Annotated in this window: 16 protein-coding genes and 2 pseudogenes; 10 read left to right on the forward strand and 8 right to left on the reverse strand. The window is 45.7% G+C overall.

What is annotated here, in order from left to right; genetic code table 11:
• Positions 1-24: 24 nt before the first annotated feature.
• The 5 genes and pseudogenes from C4H11_RS05525 to C4H11_RS05545 all read right to left on the reverse strand — a co-directional run.
• Positions 25-132: pseudogene (locus C4H11_RS05525) on the reverse strand (IS982 family transposase); the annotation flags it as partial.
• Between the two features lie 51 nt (positions 133-183).
• Positions 184-1,332: a cardiolipin synthase gene (gene cls / locus C4H11_RS05530; RefSeq protein WP_106040792.1), complete on the reverse strand. Its 1,149-nt coding sequence runs from the start codon at positions 1,330-1,332 to the stop codon at positions 184-186.
• 223 nt (positions 1,333-1,555) lie between these two features.
• Complete coding sequence (locus C4H11_RS05535) at positions 1,556-1,885, reverse strand: DUF5056 domain-containing protein (protein WP_106040793.1); 330 nt, start codon at positions 1,883-1,885, stop codon at positions 1,556-1,558.
• A complete protein-coding gene (locus tag C4H11_RS05540; protein WP_106040794.1) occupies positions 1,872-2,417 on the reverse strand; it encodes an RNA polymerase sigma factor in 546 nt (181 codons plus the stop codon). The genes C4H11_RS05535 and C4H11_RS05540 overlap by 14 nt, the downstream gene beginning before the upstream one ends.
• Positions 2,414-3,151 (reverse strand): DUF6249 domain-containing protein, encoded by a 738-nt coding sequence (locus C4H11_RS05545; protein WP_234819887.1) that lies wholly within the window; start codon positions 3,149-3,151, stop codon positions 2,414-2,416. The genes C4H11_RS05540 and C4H11_RS05545 overlap by 4 nt, the downstream gene beginning before the upstream one ends.
• Positions 3,152-3,489: 338 nt before the next feature.
• Between C4H11_RS05545 and C4H11_RS05550 the strand changes: the two genes are divergently transcribed.
• From C4H11_RS05550 to C4H11_RS05590, 8 genes and pseudogenes are all read left to right on the forward strand, one after another.
• Positions 3,490-3,804 carry a hypothetical protein gene (locus C4H11_RS05550; protein WP_106040795.1) on the forward strand — a complete coding sequence of 105 codons (315 nt, stop codon included), beginning with the start codon at positions 3,490-3,492 and terminating at the stop codon, positions 3,802-3,804.
• Between the two features lie 138 nt (positions 3,805-3,942).
• Positions 3,943-6,366 carry a TonB-dependent receptor gene (locus tag C4H11_RS05555; RefSeq protein ID WP_106040796.1) on the forward strand — a complete coding sequence of 808 codons (2,424 nt, stop codon included), beginning with the start codon at positions 3,943-3,945 and terminating at the stop codon, positions 6,364-6,366.
• A 288-nt stretch (positions 6,367-6,654) separates the two neighbouring features.
• Positions 6,655-7,915 (forward strand): annotated as a pseudogene (locus tag C4H11_RS05565) (MFS transporter).
• 21 nt (positions 7,916-7,936) lie between these two features.
• Entirely contained in the window at positions 7,937-8,518 is a 582-nt protein-coding gene (locus C4H11_RS05570; protein ID WP_106040798.1) for a bifunctional nuclease family protein, read from the forward strand.
• 11 nt (positions 8,519-8,529) lie between these two features.
• Positions 8,530-9,231, forward strand: a complete 702-nt coding sequence (locus tag C4H11_RS05575; RefSeq protein WP_106040799.1) for a 16S rRNA (uracil(1498)-N(3))-methyltransferase — start codon at positions 8,530-8,532, stop codon at positions 9,229-9,231.
• Between the two features lie 5 nt (positions 9,232-9,236).
• A complete protein-coding gene (locus tag C4H11_RS05580; RefSeq protein WP_106040800.1) occupies positions 9,237-10,334 on the forward strand; it encodes a DUF4836 family protein in 1,098 nt (365 codons plus the stop codon).
• A gap of 29 nt (positions 10,335-10,363) precedes the next feature.
• Positions 10,364-11,008: an ATP-binding cassette domain-containing protein gene (locus tag C4H11_RS05585; RefSeq protein ID WP_106040801.1), complete on the forward strand. Its 645-nt coding sequence runs from the start codon at positions 10,364-10,366 to the stop codon at positions 11,006-11,008.
• 34 nt (positions 11,009-11,042) lie between these two features.
• Entirely contained in the window at positions 11,043-12,248 is a 1,206-nt protein-coding gene (locus tag C4H11_RS05590; RefSeq protein WP_106040802.1) for a hypothetical protein, read from the forward strand.
• A gap of 155 nt (positions 12,249-12,403) precedes the next feature.
• On the opposite strand, the gene C4H11_RS05595 is transcribed toward C4H11_RS05590, so the two are convergent.
• From C4H11_RS05595 to C4H11_RS14425, 3 genes are all read right to left on the reverse strand, one after another.
• A complete protein-coding gene (locus tag C4H11_RS05595) occupies positions 12,404-14,938 on the reverse strand; it encodes a DEAD/DEAH box helicase (RefSeq protein ID WP_234819888.1) in 2,535 nt (844 codons plus the stop codon).
• A 244-nt stretch (positions 14,939-15,182) separates the two neighbouring features.
• Positions 15,183-15,938: an ISAs1 family transposase gene (locus tag C4H11_RS14420; protein ID WP_317045998.1), complete on the reverse strand. Its 756-nt coding sequence runs from the start codon at positions 15,936-15,938 to the stop codon at positions 15,183-15,185.
• Positions 15,935-16,393, reverse strand: a complete 459-nt coding sequence (locus C4H11_RS14425) for a transposase family protein (protein ID WP_234819889.1) — start codon at positions 16,391-16,393, stop codon at positions 15,935-15,937. The genes C4H11_RS14420 and C4H11_RS14425 overlap by 4 nt, the downstream gene beginning before the upstream one ends.
• 292 nt (positions 16,394-16,685) lie before the next feature.
• Here C4H11_RS14425 and C4H11_RS05605 point away from each other — a divergent pair, with 292 nt between their 5' ends.
• Both C4H11_RS05605 and C4H11_RS05610 read left to right on the forward strand, forming a co-directional pair.
• Positions 16,686-17,456 (forward strand): 5'-nucleotidase C-terminal domain-containing protein, encoded by a 771-nt coding sequence (locus C4H11_RS05605; RefSeq protein ID WP_106040804.1) that lies wholly within the window; start codon positions 16,686-16,688, stop codon positions 17,454-17,456.
• 21 nt (positions 17,457-17,477) lie between these two features.
• Positions 17,478-18,344 carry a bifunctional metallophosphatase/5'-nucleotidase gene (locus C4H11_RS05610; RefSeq protein ID WP_106040805.1) on the forward strand — a complete coding sequence of 289 codons (867 nt, stop codon included), beginning with the start codon at positions 17,478-17,480 and terminating at the stop codon, positions 18,342-18,344.
• Position 18,345 lies beyond the last annotated feature (1 nt).

The following is an 18,345-nucleotide window of genomic DNA, read 5'->3' on the forward strand; positions in this document are numbered from 1 at the left end:
AATAAAAATAACCCGTTGGCGGAATTAATTTAGTGCATACTTAATTCTGCCTATAGGCTTATTGTTGATGAAATTTACATATTGTAAAATGGTTAGCGCACTAATTTTGCTGATAATTCCGGCAAACAAGCCAAAAGACATAGTTACACTTGTACAAGTGTAAACGGCTTATTATCAGCGAAATCACAGAAAAGGTGTCAGCAGGTTGCCTATCCACCCCACGAACTTTTTCCATGTTGAGCGTTTCTTCCAATATTCCGGAGTCATCAGCGTGCTGTTCTGTTTGTCTCGTTCAAACATCCGGTTCAGTTGGTCGGTAGTTGCCGCATCGAAGATGAAAGCATTCGTTTCATAATCATAGCGCAGGCTGCGGCTGTTGAGGTTGGCAGTGCCTACGGTACAGAACTTTCCATCCACCATCATGATTTTGGAGTGATGGAAACCGCCGTTAAAGAGATAAATTCCGGCTCCTTTCTTCATTAGTTTATGCGCTATGTGGAATGAAGCTTCGGGAGTAAAGTAAATGTCGGATACGGCGGGTATCATGATTTCCACCTCTGTGCCTCTTTTCAAGGCATTTTTTATTGCTTGGCGAATGGATTTGGTAGGCACGAAGTAGGGGTTTACGATTCGGATGCTTTTCTGTGCCGCTTGAATGGAAGCGGTATAGGCATGGCTGATGGAGCGCGGGGTTTCTAATGGAGTGCGATCAACGATGGTTATTTCGCTTGCTATGCTGTCAGGAAGTTGAGGAGGAGGGGGAAAGTAGGCAGGCCCTCCGATATGCTGTCCGGTTTCACGGTTCCACATCGTCAGGAAGATGCTTTGCAGATAATGCACGGCCTCTCCTTCGAGGCGTAGGTGCATGTCGTGCCATTCACCGATTTTGGGTAAGCCGTCGATGTAATAGTCGGCGATATTCATGCCGCCGGTATAACCTATTTTCCCGTCAATCACAGCTATTTTTCGATGATCCCGGTGTGCGGCATGGTTTATCCAAGGAAAAGTGATGGGGTCGAATTTCACTATTTCAATGCCTCGTGCTCTGATGGACCGGAGGTCGCGCTTTTTCAGAGGGCGGTTGTTGGACCAATTGCCGAAAGCATCGAACATGGCACGCACCTCCACACCCTCATCTGCTTTTCGGGCTAACAGTTCGAACAACGCATTGGCTATGGAGTCGTTTCGGAAGTTGAAGTATTCCAGATGAATATGATGCCGGGCATGACGAATGCTTTCAAAGAGATCGGTAAACTTTTCACGGCCGCTCGTCAGAAGTTTTACTTCATTGTTTCGTGTAGCAGGATATCCTATCTCTTTCAGATATTCCATGACAATGGAGTCGCTCGCTGTTTGCGCCTGAATATTACAGGCAGAGAGAATAAATAATATAGTAAGTAGAAGATGCTTCAAAACCGGATTTCCTTATTTCATTTTAAGAGTGGGCAAAGGTACACAAAAACCTTGAATTCCATACCTGCAGGGTAGGGAAATCGGCTTTCTTTGTCTGTGCAATGGAGCAAGAAAGCTTGTGATGTAGGAACATGAGGCGGTTTTATGCCAACGAGGAAATCTTGTGGTAGGCGAAATAAAGCAGTACCATTGCGGCTATAGCCAAAGATTCATAATCGAGTTCTGCAGCTCCGCATTGCACTACTGCCTGGAAAGCCTCGCGTAGGGTGTTGAGTGTTGCCTGTAGTCCGTCAAGAGTGATGAGCAACACAAGGGCAAGCGTGATACAGAAGATGTTCCAAACCAGTGACAAGCGTTGGCTGCGGTTGGGCAATTGGCGCAGCACACGGCGGCTGAATCCGTTGTCGGCTATTTCTTTCCGGTGTTCGGCGAAGAAGGAAGTCAGGAGTTTATCATTGTCATTTTCCATCATAACCATTTTGTTTTAGATAGGAAGCCATTTTTTCTTTTGCCCGCGAGAGGTGGCTTTTTACCGTTCCCGCGGGGCATCCGGTGATACCCGCAATCTTCTCGATGCTTTGGTCTTCCATGTAAAAGAGCGTGATGCAGGTGCGTTCCATTTCTTTCAGTGAAGCCAATGCGCGATAGATGTCCATTTCTTGTCCGATGTCTTTCTGTAGCGTGCTGCACTGGGCATCCACTTGGTATGTCTCCAAATCATCCGTTTCTTTCCGGCTGCGAATATAGTCATAAAAAACATTATAAGCAATACGATAGAGCCAGGTGGAGAAGCCGGACAGATTTTTGAATGAAGCGATGTTCGTATAAGCCTTGATGAAAGTGTCTTGCGCCAAATCGTCACTCAATTCTCGGTCGCCGCAGGTCTGGTGTAAGAAGAACCGTCGTACGGGCGATTGGTATTTCTTCACCAGCCGGTCGAAAGCTTTGGTGTTGTGAAATGCCACGACCTGTGCGACTAACGAGATGTCATCGAGTTGGTTCATTTCTCCTCATTCTTCTTTTCGCGGTTGCTGCTTTCGATGCCTCTGGTCTTAACGTCGCTGTTCTTGTCTTTTTCATCTCTATCTGTGCGGATGAAAGGGTGTTCTCCTTTGCTTTGCTGTGTGTAATAGATGACCAATTGTCCGAAACCGATAAACATGATCAGTAGCCCGATGCAACCGATGGCAAAGCGGCCGGTGATGGCCCAGAGGAAGATGAACAGACCGATGCCGGTGAATATACTGCTGATGCCTTTGGTATGGTTGTCGGTATCCGATGTCTCTTTGAAGAAGTTTCCCGGAAGTTGTTGTCCGTTGGCCAAAGCTTGTTCGGCAAGGCGGTATTTGGCTTTCCGGTTTTTGTAACGAAAGAAGAAGATGGTGAATATGATGAGCAGGGGCAATCCGAATACGAAAACGATGGCTGTTATGGCGATCAATGTTTCAGAAGCATGGCCGCTAAGGTCGAATTCATCCCAGCTCCAATTGTTATGACGTTGGCGGCTCTCATTCCGGTAGTCATCGGAGTAGGAGTTGTTTTCACCGCTTTGGCTGCTTTCATAGGTCATGATGCTGAGTGTGTCTGTTTGGGTTTCCCCATTGACCATGGTGTCTCTCAGTTCGATGACTCTTTTCGTGTTCCCTTCACTGTCATTCTCTCTTACGATTCTGTTTTTCCCTTGTGCCAAGCTGAAAAAAGTCATGGCAAGCATTAAACCTAAAATGATACGTTTCATAAATCTATGTTTTTTATTTGTTGCTTTGTCCGTTAGACGAATTGTCTCCTCTATAAAGTTGCAAACAACAGGTACTTTTTTGCAAAAATAATTCGCTGACGCGAAAAAGACAATAAAGCAGCCCTTGTTTTAGGTGGCTGATGTTCATGTAATTGGTGATTTTACATCAGAAAAAAGAGGTGAACGGCTATCCGTATAACGTCTCGACGCAATGACAAGAAATAGGTATTTTCGACCACTATCTGCGGAAACAGAACCATTTGTTTGTGTTTTTTTGTAAATACCGCTACCTTTGCATTTCAATTTTATAGGAAACATTGAAGAAGTACAGAAATATAATGAGATGGTTCCTGCCTCTGTTGTTCATTGTTTATTGGGGAGGAATTACGCTGTTTACCCACTCGCATGTGGTGAATGGTGTGATTATTGTGCATTCCCATCCGTTCCGGGGAGAACATGAACATACCGAGATGCAGCTGGAAACCATTTTTTATTTGGCTTCTTTTGTCTCTCCTTCTCTCACTTTATGTTATACAGCCGCCTCTGTCTTCTTCGTTTTGTTGTGCGTACTTCCTGTTCTTGCAACAGAACGCATCAAATGTCGCAGGTCTCGCGGCGGCATCAGCCTGCGTGCTCCTCCTTGTCTCTTTTGAAACCAAAAGTCCTGAGTGCGGTGTGGCAGAAGTAAAGAACGTTTTTCCTGCTATGTCGAAATTCGTGGGCTCGTTTTTATTCGTACTTGAGAAGTAGAATATGAACACTTTTTATGAAACTATTTAATTCAGAAAACAATGAAAAAATATATATGTTTTGTGATGGGGGCACTATGTCTGTTACTCTCATCCACCGTTTATGCCGAAGATTTGAAAAGTACCGATGCCAATATCGTCGGTCACGTGATTGAAAAAAACTCAGGTGAGCATTTGCCTTACATATCCGTTTCCTTGAAAGGGACTACCATTGGAACCATGACCGATGCCACCGGACATTATTTCCTGAAGAACCTGCCCGAAGGAGAATTTACGCTGCTGGTCAGTGCGGTGGGGTATAAGTCGCAGGAACATAAGGTTGTACTGAAACGCGGTAAAACCTTGGAGGAAAACTTTGAATTGGAAGAGGATATGATTGCGTTGGACGGTGTGGTTGTTTCCGCCAACCGTAACGAGACTGCCCGTCGTCTGGCACCGACGTTGGTCAAGGTGGTCACTCCGAAATTGTTTGAACTGACTAACTCACACACGCTGTCGCAAGGTCTGGTGTTTCAGCCCGGCGTACGTGTAGAGACCGACTGTCAGAATTGCGGCTATTCGCAAGTGCGCATCAACGGACTGAATGGAAAATACACCCAGATACTGATAGATTCACGCCCCATCTTCTCGGCTTTGGCAGGCGTTTACGGGCTGGAACAGATTCCCGCCAATATGATAGAGCGTGTGGAAGTGGTGCGCGGAGGAGGTTCCGCTTTGTTCGGCTCCTCGGCCATTGCGGGAACGGTGAATATCATTACGAAAGAACCTGTCCGCAATTCCGGCACGTTCTCTCACACCATTTCCAATTTCAACGGCTCCGGTTCGTTTGACAACAATACGGCGTTGAACTTTTCTCTGGTCTCCTCGGACAATAAAATGGGAGCTTACGTATATGGGCAGAACAGACATCGTTCGGCATGGGACTCTAACAGCGACGGCTTCTCCGAACTGCCCAAACTGAAAAACCAGACCATCGGCATGAATGCTTATTATAGAACAAGCACTTACTCCAAGTTGAGTCTGGAATACCACCACATGGAAGAATTCCGTCGCGGAGGAAGCGGCTTTGACTTGCCTCCCCATATCGCTGAGGATGCCGACTTGAACGGCACGGGCGAGGAGGGACTTGTGGAGCAACTGAAACACTCCATCGATGCCGGCGGACTGAAGTTTACCGCCTTTTCCAAAGACCAAAAGCATACGTTCAGCGCATACGCCTCTGCCCAGCATATTGCGCGCGACAGCTATTATAGCGCCTACGGCATGACGACCGACTTTACCGGAGTGTTGGGTGCCCAATACATCTATCGTTTCGACAAATGCTTGTTTATGCCTTCCGACCTGACGGGTGGCGTGGAGTTTAATCACGACAACCTGCACGACAAGGCAACGGACAGGCAGAAATACCGCAATGCCGCTTTGAAGGAAGACCCCAATGCGACGGGCGACCGACTGAAGCAACTGATAGCCAAATATACACCTGCTCCGTTGAATCAGATTGTCAACATTGCAAGCGCCTACGTGCAGAACGAATGGAAAAATGAGCAGTGGAGCTTTTTGATTGGCGGTCGCATAGACAAGAACAGCATCATGGACAAAGCTATCTTCAGTCCTCGTGCCAATATCCGCTACAATCCCAGTCAGGATGTGAATATCCGTTTAAGTTATGCCGAAGGTTTCCGTGCGCCGCAGGCTTTCGATGAAGATTTGCACATCAGCAACGTGGGCGGAGAATTGGTATCCATCGTACGCGCCAAAGGGCTGAAGGAAGAACGCTCGCGCAGTGTCAACGCTTCGGTGGACTGGTATCATTATTTCGGAGACTTTCAGGCAAACCTATTGGTGGAAGGGTTCTATACCAGACTTATCGACCCGTTTTTCCTGACACCTCCGGTAGATGACCCGAAGGGCAGCAACTATCTGATACGAACCCGTATTAACGGTCCCGGTGCAAAAGTGTACGGAGGCACACTGGAGGGCAAGATTGCTTATCGTGACAAGGTGCAGATGCAGGCAGGGCTGACCTTGCAGCGCAGCCTTTACGATTCGCCCGTGGAATGGAGTGAAGATAAAGAACATCTGTCAGAGGCTGCACGCCGCAGCGACAAAATGCTCCGTACTCCCGATGTATATGGATACTTTACTGCCACGTATACCCCCGCAAAGGCTTTCTCAATAGCTCTGAACGGAAACTATACCGGACGGATGTATGTGCCTCATTTGCTGTCGGAGGTAAACGAAACGGCAGATGTATTGGTGAAGAGTCCGAGTTTCTTTGAGTTGGGAGCTAAACTGGCATACGATATCGACTTTTCCGGTATCTGTTTACAGCTTAATGCGGGCATGCAGAATATCTTCAATTCCTATCAAAAGGATTTTGATAAAGGGGCAAGCCGCGATTCCGGTTACATTTATGGTCCGGGCACTCCACGCACTTACTTTGCAGGATTGAAACTGAGCTTTTAACCACTCTTAGAAAAGCTGCTTAATTGTTAAATAAGGTTAATAATTGGAGAAAAAAGAAGAATTTTCATGTTGTATAACATAAATCTTATACCTTTGCACTGTGTTTTTCATGGTATTAGATTTAAGGTTAATGAAGGTTGGCTGTCTGGGATAGATAGCCTTCTTTTTTTATTATTTTCCCACTTCTTCCTTTCCAAGAAAATCCCTACATTTGCGGTGTATATAACCAAGAAAACTATTTTGATTTCATTTTGGTCTCTTAGAAAAACACATAATTAAAGAAAAAATATGAACTATAAAGAACGCTTAATTATCATGAACTTCCTGCAGTTTGCTGTGTGGGGAGCTTATCTTACATCTATGGGCAGCTATCTGGTGAATGTAGGGCTGGCCGGCCATATCGGTATGTTCTACGCCATGCAAGGCATCGTTTCACTCTTCATGCCTGCCATTCTGGGCATCATTGCCGACCGTTGGATACCGGCACAGAAATTGCTTAGCCTCAGCCATTTCATTGCCGCCCTATTTGGGACTTACGGGTTATTATGGCATGAGCGCAGGCACAGATGCGGATTTCGGCATTCTCTTCACTTTCTATTCTATAAGCGTGGCTTTCTATATGCCCACTCTTGCACTCTCCAATTCAGTGGCCTATACTGCGTTGGACAAAGCCGGCTTGGACACCATCAAGACTTTCCCTCCTATCCGCATTTTCGGCACTATCGGATTCATCTGTTCCATGTGGATGGTAGATTTGCTGGGGCTTCAAAACAATTACGGGCAATTCTTAGCCTGCGCCCTCATCGGAATGGTATATAGTATTTATGCTCTGACTCTGCCCGCTTGCCCCATCAGCAAAGGCGAACAAACAAAATCTCTGGTGGAAGCTTTGGGTTTACGTGCGTTTACGTTGTTCAAGCAGAAAAAAATGGCCCTTTTCTTCATTTTCTCCATGCTTTTAGGCGTATCACTTCAAATAACCAATGGCTTTGCCAATCCATATATCAGCAGTTTTGGAAACATCCCCGAGTATGCCGACACTTTCGGTGTGCAGCATGCCAACATACTGATTTCCCTGTCACAAATCTCCGAGACACTCTGTATTCTGTTGATTCCTTTCTTCCTGAAACGTTTCGGCATCAAGCAGGTAATGCTCATTGCCATGCTGGCATGGGTACTTCGATTTGCCCTATTCGGTAGCGGGAATCCCGGTGGTGGTGTATGGATGTTCGTGCTCTCTATGATAGTCTATGGAGTGGCGTTCGACTTCTTTAATATTTCCGGCTCCTTGTTTGTGGACAGAGAAACCGACAAGAATATTCGTTCCAGTGCACAAGGATTGTTCGTCATCATGACAAACGGCTTTGGCGCTACCATAGGTACGCTGGGAGCACAGGCTGTTGTCAATTATTTCGTTGATTTCAACAACGCGGCGCCACAGATAGCACAGTGGCAATCTGCCTGGTACACTTTTGCCCTTTACGCATTGGTGGTAGCTGTGATTTTCTCACTTGTCTTTAAATACAAACACCGACCTGAGAGCAAATAAAGAATAAGGATTTATAGCCCTATGAATAAGAAAAAGATAGAACTGCAAGTGCAGAACATTTCCAACAGTCAGGAACAGGCAGGTGCTTATGCCATGGTTTTGGGTGAAGTGGGAGGCGACAGACAGCTCCCGGTCATTATCGGTGCTTCCGAAGCCCAAGCCATGCTTATCGAACTAAAAAAGATACTCCCTCCTCGTCCGATGACCCACAACCTGTTCGCCTCCGTGCTCGAGACGTTAGGCGTAAAATTGTTGCGTATCCTTATCTATAAAGCAGAAAACGGCATTTTTTGTTCTTACCTTTACCTGAAGGCTGAAGAAACGATTCTCCGCGTTGATGCCCGTACCAGCGATGCCGTGACTTTGGCTTTACGCATGAATGCCCCTATCTTTATCTACGAAGACATTCTGGAAGCAGAGAGTCTGAAAACCGGAGGGCAAGCAGCCGATCCTACAGCAAGCAGTCATCCTGACAAAGAAAAGTTTTTACAGGAAGATTCGCTTGAGATGCTGAAAGAAGCACTGCAAAAAGCCATCGAAGATGAGAATTATGAGCGCGCAGCCTTTTTGAGAGACCAAATCAGAAACTTGGAGAAAGAATAAAATAAAAAGCCATGCATGTCTTCTATACACCTGACATACGAACTTGCGCGGAACTTCCTGAGGAAGAAGCCACACATGCCATACGCGTATTGCGCCTGCAAGCCGGAGACAAGGTGACTTTGACGGACGGAAAAGGGAATTTCTATTGTGCCGAAATCACTATCGCTACTCACAAACGTTGTCTTGTCCATATTCTGGAAACTCTCCCTCAACCTCCTTTATGGGAGGGGCATCTCCACATAGCCATGGCCCCCACCAAGAATATGGATCGCACGGAATGGTTTGCCGAGAAAGCCACCGAGATAGGATTTGACGAACTGACATTCCTTAATTGCCGCTTTTCCGAACGGAAGATCATCAAAACAGAGCGTATTTCCAAAATACTCATCTCTGCCATCAAGCAATCACTCAAAGCACGCCTGCCCCGCCTGAACGAAATGACCGACTTCAAGAAATTCGTGGCGCAGCCTTTTGAGGGGCAAAAGTTCATAGCCCATTGCTACGAAGGCGAGAAACCGTTGCTGAAAGAGGTGCTGACTCCCGGCCTCGATGTTGTAATCCTTATCGGTCCCGAAGGAGATTTCAGTGAAGAAGAAGTGCAGATAGCCGAAGCATATGGTTTCCGTCCTGTCAGTCTGGGGAAATCACGCCTGCGCACAGAGACGGCAGCCCTTGTGGCATGCCACCTGCTAAACTTACAAAACCAACGATAGTACGTATGAAAAAGAATTTATTATTCCGGTTGTTACCCCTTTTGACACTGGTGTTCATACTCTGCGCATGCAGTAAAACCGAAAAAACGGAATATACCCACGCCATCCCTGCCAATGCGACCGAAGTGGCTGCCATCGACATGAAAGCCATTGTAGAGAAAGCGGGATTAAACACTCCCGCCAATCGGGAAATGTGGCAGAAACTCTTCAGTCTGCTGCTTGATGGTAGTAATCCTGCACTTTTCAAACAGTTGGAGGCCATAGCAGAACATCCAGAGGAAATGGGAATAGACTGGAATGCACCAATATTCGCATTCAAAGCAGTTTCACTGCACAGCATGGTTGCCACCATCAAAGTGGACGACCTGAAGAAATTGGAGGTTCTGATTAAGACACTTGCCGAGAAGAATTTCTGTAACGCTCCTGTCAAGGCGGACGGATATTACACGACCAACATTGGAGAAGCAGGCATACAACTGGCTTTTAATGACGGCACATTGCTAGTTGTCTATGGTGGAAGCGCTGCACGGCTAAAGAAATTATCGGCAGCCGTCACTGCTTTGATGAAGCAGCCCGCCGATAAAAGTATACATGCCAATCCTTTCTTCGCACCTATGATGAAACAAAAAGGAGACATACGCCTGCTTGCTACTCCCGACACCCTGCCTTTTGACATACGCGGTGTGCTGAACTGGCCGCAAGGCACGCAACTCTACGGTTATCTGCTGTTTGAGAACGGAAGAATATATGCTTGCCTGCAACGTGCCGGTTTCAACGGAGAAACCCGTGAAAGCAATCAACCCTTTCATCCCCGGAACACGAGAGAACTGCAATTGGCGATGGCACAAATGATGCAGGGTGTACCTTTCAACATAGAACTGACTAAAGAGGAACTGCTGACCGTGACCAATCTGCGAGCCCTCATGGTATTCGCAGCCGATGAGCCTGAAGTTCAGACCCTCTATCAACTTATCAACAAAATTGATGTATTGAATGCACGGGGCGACAGCAACCGTACCACCTTCACCGTTGTTTTGCAGGACAAAAAAAACAACTCCTTAAAGCAGCTCGCTGATTTTGGCAAACAATTCATAGGGTTGTGATTGTAATGACCAACGAATAAGATAGAAACATGAACAGTATCCGCTTACAGAAAACACTCCCCACTGTATTTGCCGACCGCAACGCCATCACTTCGGATATATGGCACCGAGACATTACGTTCGACAAAGGGAAACGATATTTGATAGAAGCAGCCTCCGGCACCGGTAAATCATCGCTATGCAGCTACCTATACGGATATCGTCACGACTATCAAGGCATCATCAATTTTGACGGGCAGAATATACGCTCTCTTTCTGTTGACGGGTGGGTGGATATCCGCAAACAATCGCTCAGCATCCTCTTTCAGGAACTGCGCCTTTTTCCGGAGCTCTCTGCACTTGAGAACGTACAATTAAAGAACCGACTCACCGATTATAAAAAGAAGAAGGATATCCTTGCCCTCTTCGAACAACTCGGAATTGCCGACAAAGGAAACGAAAAAGTAGGAAAACTCTCTTTCGGCCAGCAACAAAGAGTAGCTTTCGTCCGTTGCCTCTGCCAACCTTTCGACTTCATCTTTCTGGACGAACCGGTCAGCCATTTGGACGATGAGAACGGAGCCGTCATGAGCCGCATCCTTTCGGACGAAGCAGAAAGGCAAGGAGCGGGCATTCTGATAACTTCTATCGGGAAACACTTAAGGATGGAATATGACCACGTATTCAAATTATGATATCTTCCACCTTCCATTTTCAATTTAAAAGGGTATGAATAAACTTGTTTGGAAACTTCTCCGCCGACATATCAGCATAGGCCAATTGGCCGGTTTTTTCCTTGCCAATCTTTTCGGGATGATGATTGTGCTGCTGAGCGTACAGTTTTACTCCGACGTACTCTCCGTCTTTACTTCCGGAGACAGTTTCATGAAGAGAGACTATATTATAGCTACAAAGAAAATCAGTACGTTAGGCGGTATCACCGGGAAAAGCAATACGTTCAGCAAGGAGGACATCGAGGACATACGAGAACAATCTTTCACACGTAGTGTGGGGGCCTTCACGCCTTCCCTCTTCAAGGTCTCTGCCGGAGTGGGCATGCAAGAAGCAGGCATACACCTATCCACGGAAATGTTTTTCGAGTCTGTGCCCGACGAATATGTAGATGTCAGTTTGAAGAAATGGCTTTTTGATGAGGAGAGTCATATTATCCCTATTATAATCCCTCGCAACTATCTGAATCTATACAATTTCGGTTTTGCCCAAAGCCGTAGTCTGCCGAAGCTATCCGAGGGGTTGATAAGCATGATACAAATGGACATCGTGCTGCGGGGCAACGAACGGACGGAGCAGTACAAAGGAAATATCGTAGGCTTCTCCAACCGGCTGAATACTATTCTTGTGCCACAGTCGTTCATGGATTGGGCCAACAACAGCTTCGCTCCCGGCAAAGAAGGCAAACCATCACGCCTCATTGTGGAGGTGAAGAATCCCACGGACACGGCCATTAACGAATACTTCTCGGCAAACGGCTATGAAACCGAAGGTGACAGCCTCGATGCCGGAAAAACGACTTATTTTCTGCGCCTTATCACGGGCATTGTCATGGCAGTCGGTCTGTTTATCAGCATATTGTCATTCTATATCCTGATGTTGAGCATCTTCTTACTGCTGCAAAAGAATACGGCGAAACTGGAAAATCTTTTACTGATAGGATACAGCCCCACTCAAGTGGCACTTCCTTACCATATTCTGACGATAGGGCTGAATGTCGCCGTCTTGTTACTTTCCATAGGTGGCGTCATGCAGGTGCGCACCTGTTATATTGAAACGATTCAGTCTTTCTTTCCACAGTTAGAAGAAAGTTCGTTATTTCCTTGTTTCTTGACAGGCTCTCTCCTATTCCTTATCGTATCGTTGCTGAATATATTCGCCATACGAAGAAAGATCATCGGTATCCGGAAAGGAGAGAAATAGAAGAGCGGTTATGTCTCAATACTCTTTTTCAAGCTATCGTCTTGCTCGGAATATCTCCCCAGATAGTTATTTTGGAATAAAAGATTGAAAAAGGACATAACCTGTTCGTCTTTAGAATGACTTTGACGGCACTTTTGTCCTCCCAATAGCTGTCTTCAGTAGTTCTCTTTTGTACTTTGGACTGACAACGTTTCCCATAAATTTGCAAGGCCGCTAAGGAGCCGGGTTACCGTTTCTTTATCTTTAACCGGAATTTTTAGCACTGTCTCGCCTGTTTCGGGATTCTCTTCGACTATTTCATTCACAAAATCCCGTGTAGTCTCCGGCGACTGTAATATGTGAGCCAGTCCGCTGAAAAATGATAATCCTTGTTCGGCAAGCTTGCGCGAATCGACAGTATTATGTTTTTCATGCTCTTTCCCTTGGCTATCCAAGCCGCTGTGACCTACTTGCTGCTCAGCTGTGTCGGAGAACCTTTCCGTTTGCAAGATATCTTCTTCATCTGTAGTGTGAACAATAGGTTCGCTGTTTTCCTCTTCCTGCCGTTTCGGCTCTTCATCGCTTTTGTCAATGGTAGATTCATCTGCGAAAGACCCACGCTCAGAATCGTCCATGGCGGTGCTGAGCTGTTCCATCATATCCTTGAACTTGCTGTTTCCGGCAAAGATTGTATCCTCGCCTCCGTCCAGTACGCCTTCGAACATTGATGCCTTAAACCGCAGCTTACCAAGCATATCCTCCTCGAAGGTATGGGCAGATACTAAGTTTACCACCTGTATGTTCTTCTTTTGCCCAATGCGGTAGATGCGGGCCACGCGTTGTTCTAACACAGCAGGATTCCAAGGTAAGTCGATATTGATGAGGACGGAAGCTGCTTGAAGGTTCAATCCCGTACTTCCGGCATCCGTAGAAAGGAACACACGGATTTCGGGGATGTCGGTGAAGTTGTTGACCAAATCCTTACGCTTGATGGAAGGCACACCGCCATGAAGATATTCGTAACGGATTCCTTTCGCGTCCATCTCTTTGGCCATCAGTCGTGTCATACGCTCCCATTGGCTGAATATAACCACTTTTTCATCACCGCTCTCAACAATGTTGCTTACAATGTTCATCACCTCGTCCACTTTCGTATCGAAACGTGTCTTTTGGTCAAGGATGTAGGTACTGTCGCAGACCATCCTCATCTGTTGGAGATTTTGAATCAGCCGGTTGCGGTCTGTCTCGGAAAGGAAATGCATCTTCTCCCATTTCTTCAAAAGGCACGACACACGCCATTTTGCCTCATCATGTACCTCCATCTGCTCTTTTGTCATCGGGACCATCAAGTTCTTGTCCTGGCGTGTGGGCATCTGGAGCTTCACGTCACTTTTCTTCCTGCGGATGAGGCACGGCTTCAACCGCCCGCTTATCTCGTTCAAATTCCGATACCCCAGCGTAGCGCCTTTATTATCCGTGATGATGTAACGGTTGCGGAATAGATAGTAAGGTCCTAAGCAGAATTGATCCACCAGTTCGATAATGGAATAAAGTTCCTCAAGCTTGTTTTCCAAAGGTGTACCGGAAAGAATTACCGCATAGTGCGATTTAATCTTCCGTGCGGCCTTGGCTATCTGCGTATCCCAATTCTTCAGCCGCTGCACCTCATCAATAATCAGCATATCGGCCTCCATGTCTCCTAACACCTTGATATCGTTGCAAACTGCGTAATAAGAAACAATTTTGTAGGCCTCAGGCGCGCCATATTGCTCACGCCGTTTCAAGTGATCTCCTTCGATTACCCGTACGGTCTGTCCTGTGAACCGTTCAATCTCTCTTTTCCATTGATATTTCAAGGAGGTAGGACACATGATAAGGGTACTGTTTACATAACCTTTTTTACGCAATAATTCCGATGTACCGATGGCTTGAATGGTTTTACCTAATCCCATTTCGTCAGCAATAATGCAACGTCCGGCTTCAGCAGCGAACAGAATGCCTTTTTCCTGATAAGGATAGAGCCGGGTGCGGAGGAGGTCTTCAAAATCTTCTTTAACCAATGTACCCACCCATTTTTCACGTTGTTCATGTTCGCGCTTTTCCAATACATAGTTAAGAGCATCCTGATAGCAACGGAAAGTGTTGTCAATCTCGCGGGCTCGTTGCAGGAATACGTTAAAATGTTTATAAGAAGACGGTTTCAGACTGTCATCCTTATTGAAATAATCTTTTGCAAGCATACGGAATTCTTCCGCATGGTCGCTGCCGATACGGATGCGTACCTGCCGGCCCTTACTATAATCAATGTAAACCGAAGTATAAGGAGGTATCTCGGAATGGACGCGTCTTCCTTTCCTTATCCACAACTTGACGGCCTCCAGATGCTTGCAAGTTCCCAATTGTGACGTTTTGAAATCCATGCAAGAACAATAGTTCCAAGGGCTCTTGGCACCACGGTATACGACTTTGTATTCTCTGCCGAGATGCCTGTTCCTTACTATGTATTCTCCGGGAGACTTTTTCTCGTCGGCACAGCATACAGTCATATTCAAATCTTTGGCCGCTTGTTTGCGTAATAGCACCTGCCATGTCTTTAAGTCCACTCCTTCCGGTTTATACTGCCAAGGAATTTTCTTTACTTGTTTCTTGCTTTTCGACCTTTTATTTTTCGACTTATGCGTCGTACCGTCGTTCATTTTGGAAGTCCTCATTTGTGTTTAATCAATATAGCTGGCATTTTCTTGATGGCAATAATCTTGCCATCGACCTCACAAAAATAAACAATAAAAATGAAAGACCGTCTGTTTACTCTGTTTTTAGTCAAATTAACAATTATCGAGAGGCCCGGCAACTACTCAGCCATTCGGCAATATGGTCTCTATCATTCTATACAGATAAGAGGTCACGGCTCTTTCATTTACAATTAAAGTAACGCCATACCTCCCCTTACCCGGTTCATCGCGAACCGGATAATTTGTTATAGTTGTATATCAAAAAGTTATCCTTATATCCAAATCTAATAATTTTCAATTTTGAGATAAAAAATACAAGAATCTGGTAAAGCTCATAGAAATGTGCCTCATAAGTCCAGCCATACCTTTTCTTTTGTCTTTTGTCAGACTGCTTTTTGCGTAGTCCTCTCCATATTGAGAACAGAGAATATACTATTCTCTGCATGGTATCAAGATTACGTGCAGCCTTTACAGACTTTCGTTTTACCTTGTCTTGCAGAAGATTAAGGTCCAGCCCCCAATGCATGCTTTCTATTGCCCGGTGTTTGCGCACTATGGAACCCAATGCCGGAGTGTTTGTTGGCAGACCGCTCACGTACAGCCGTTTCTCGGAGGTATGTGCCCCTGAGGGCTTTTTGACAGTGTCGGATTCATATTCTATAATCGTCATATTGCCACCCCATTTCTCCTTATCTGCAATAATATCCAGTCCGTCACAGATGCGATATGTCCTGGTTTCAATCCTGCCATGACCGAGTTCGGGACCCTCGGTATACGAATAAAGCGGTGCATGCTCTTTTATCCTGTCCCCCACTCCATAACACAGCGAACGCTGGTTGGCCTTGAGTTCTATCAGAAAATCGCCGCCTTCCTCCCTGATTTTGTCAATGATGTCCTTTTGCATGGACATGGTATCGGCAGTAACAATCTTTCCGCAGATGTCGATTTTGTTGACAAGAAGCAGCGGGACGGCCTTTATCTCATTGCTTTTTCCTCACACACATCCGTGGCCAGGGTTATCCCGGCTTCTGCGGAATAGGCGGACACGATGTCGGGATTACGGCCGTTATCATAAAAGGTAACCTTCATCGCTTTGCCGTCAACACAGATTATTTCCATTTCCGATTTTCGTATTTCTTTTCTGAAGCTCTCTGAAAAGGCCGACTGGCAATGTGCCATCTCCTCGTCATCAATGCTTTTGAATACACGGCATAACGTAGGTTCGGAGGGTAATCCTCTTTTCAATAAGCCCATTGCCTGCAGGCGCTGCAAATTATGTCGGCCGAAAGACAGGATTTCCTGTCTTGTTACGCACTTGCTCAAGCGAGCCATTATTACAAGCATCAACAAGTCTGAAAGACGATGCTTGAAATTACCCTTACCGGTTCTGTGATATTCCGGTACTGAATTTACGAATTTTCTCAACTGTGCCATGATGGTTCTATCAAGGCAAACAAAGTGTTTCTCTTTTATTTATTAACGATAAAAAGTTGTATATCAGATGTTAATTCGTATTTTTGTATAGCAAAAATAAAGGCGGAACGCAATTTTGACCTCTGTCATTTGCATTCCGCCATAAAAAATTTAATATGCACGATAAAAAGAAACACCGAAGCGGTAGTAGTAAGCGAAAATAAAGTCATCAATAATCTTCATTTTTATCTACTTTTGTATGGCTCAATCGTAAAAAAAAAGTATATTTGTAATTGATTAAAACTAAAAATGTATGAAAAGATTGATTTTTCGTATCCTTTCCCGGGGGATAATGGCGGTTGCGCTTTTGTTGGCTTCCTGCCATTCTTCTTACCAAGTGACCCGGGTGGAGGGTGGTAGAATCTCCGTAGATTCTACGTGGGATGCTGTGCCGGATGCCGAAGCAATGGCTTTACTGGCTCCTTATAAAAAACAGATAGATAGTGTGATGTGCCGTGTGATTGGAACAGCCGAAGTGTCAATGGACAGATTCAGGCCTGAAAGTCCTTTGTCTAATTTGATTGCAGATGTGTTGCGAGAGGATGCTATGGAGGTGCAGGGCATGCCTGTTGATATGGGGATGATAAACATAGGCGGTATCCGTAGCTCTTTGACCGAGGGAGCTATTACTATTGAAAATATTTTTGAAGTGTTGCCTTTTGAAAATTCGCTTTGCATACTGAGCATGAAAGGGAATGCTATGAAACTCCTGTTTGAGAATATAGCAGCGAGGGGTGGAGAAGGTGTGAGCGGTGTAAAGCTGGAAATAAGCAAAGACGGTAAGGTGCTGCGTGCGCTCATAGGCGGAAAACCAATAGAGGACGACCGGACATATACGGTTGCCACTGTGGACTATCTGGCCGATGGGAACGATGGCATGATTGCATTCATGCAGGCCGATAAGAGAGTATGTCCTAAAGGAGCCACAGTGCGTGGAATATTCACAAAATATGTGGAAAAGAATTCGGCAGTCGGTAAAAAGATTACCTCGCACATAGAGGGAAGAGTGATAGTAAAAAAATAAAGATAAAAAAACAGAAGTTCGATGAAACGTATATATTCTTTGGCAGTTCTGCTGCTTTTTACCTTTTCGCTTTCGGCACAACAGGGAAAATCCGGCGCTTTGGAAAAGCAATTGTTTATTCTGCATACCAGTGACACGCACAGTCGCATAGATCCCATCAGTCCGGAAGCTGCCGACGAGTATGCCGGAATGGGAGGGGTGGTGCGTCGTGCCGAGATTGTGAAGCAGTATCGCGGCAAGCATCCCGAGATGTTGTTGCTGGATTGCGGAGACATATCGCAAGGTACGCCTTATTATAATCTCTTTCAAGGCGAACTGGAAGTAAAGATGATGAATCTTATGGGCTATGACGCCATGGCGATAGGAAACCATGAGTTTGATTTCGGTTTGGACAATATGGCACGTTTGTTCCGTTTGGCTCGATTCCCGATAGTTTGTTCCAATTATGAAATGACAGGTACGGTGCTTGAAGGATTGGTGAAACCTTATATCACATTGGAACGTGAAGGTTTGAAGATTGGTATCTTCAGCCTGGCTCCGAAGTTGGAAGGATTGGTGCAAGCAGATAAAAGGGAAGGGGTGACTTATAAAGACCCGATAACGGTGGCACAGAAAATGAGCGACCTTCTCAGAGGAAAGGAAGGATGCGATGTCGTGATTTGTTTGTCACATCTGGGCTTACATAGGTTGGCATCAAGCGATATTGACGATGAACAGTTGGTGGCCAAGACGTATGGCATCGATATTATCTTGGGCGGACATACTCACTCTTTTATGGAAAAACCGATGGTATATCTGAATGCCAATGGGCAGAATGTTCCTATACTTCATTCCGGCAGAAGTGGTGTCTATGTAGGAGAAATGGTACTTACCCTGACAAAAAAATAAC

The organism is Bacteroides zoogleoformans (assembly GCF_002998435.1).
Lineage (GTDB): Bacteria > Bacteroidota > Bacteroidia > Bacteroidales > Bacteroidaceae > Bacteroides > Bacteroides zoogleoformans.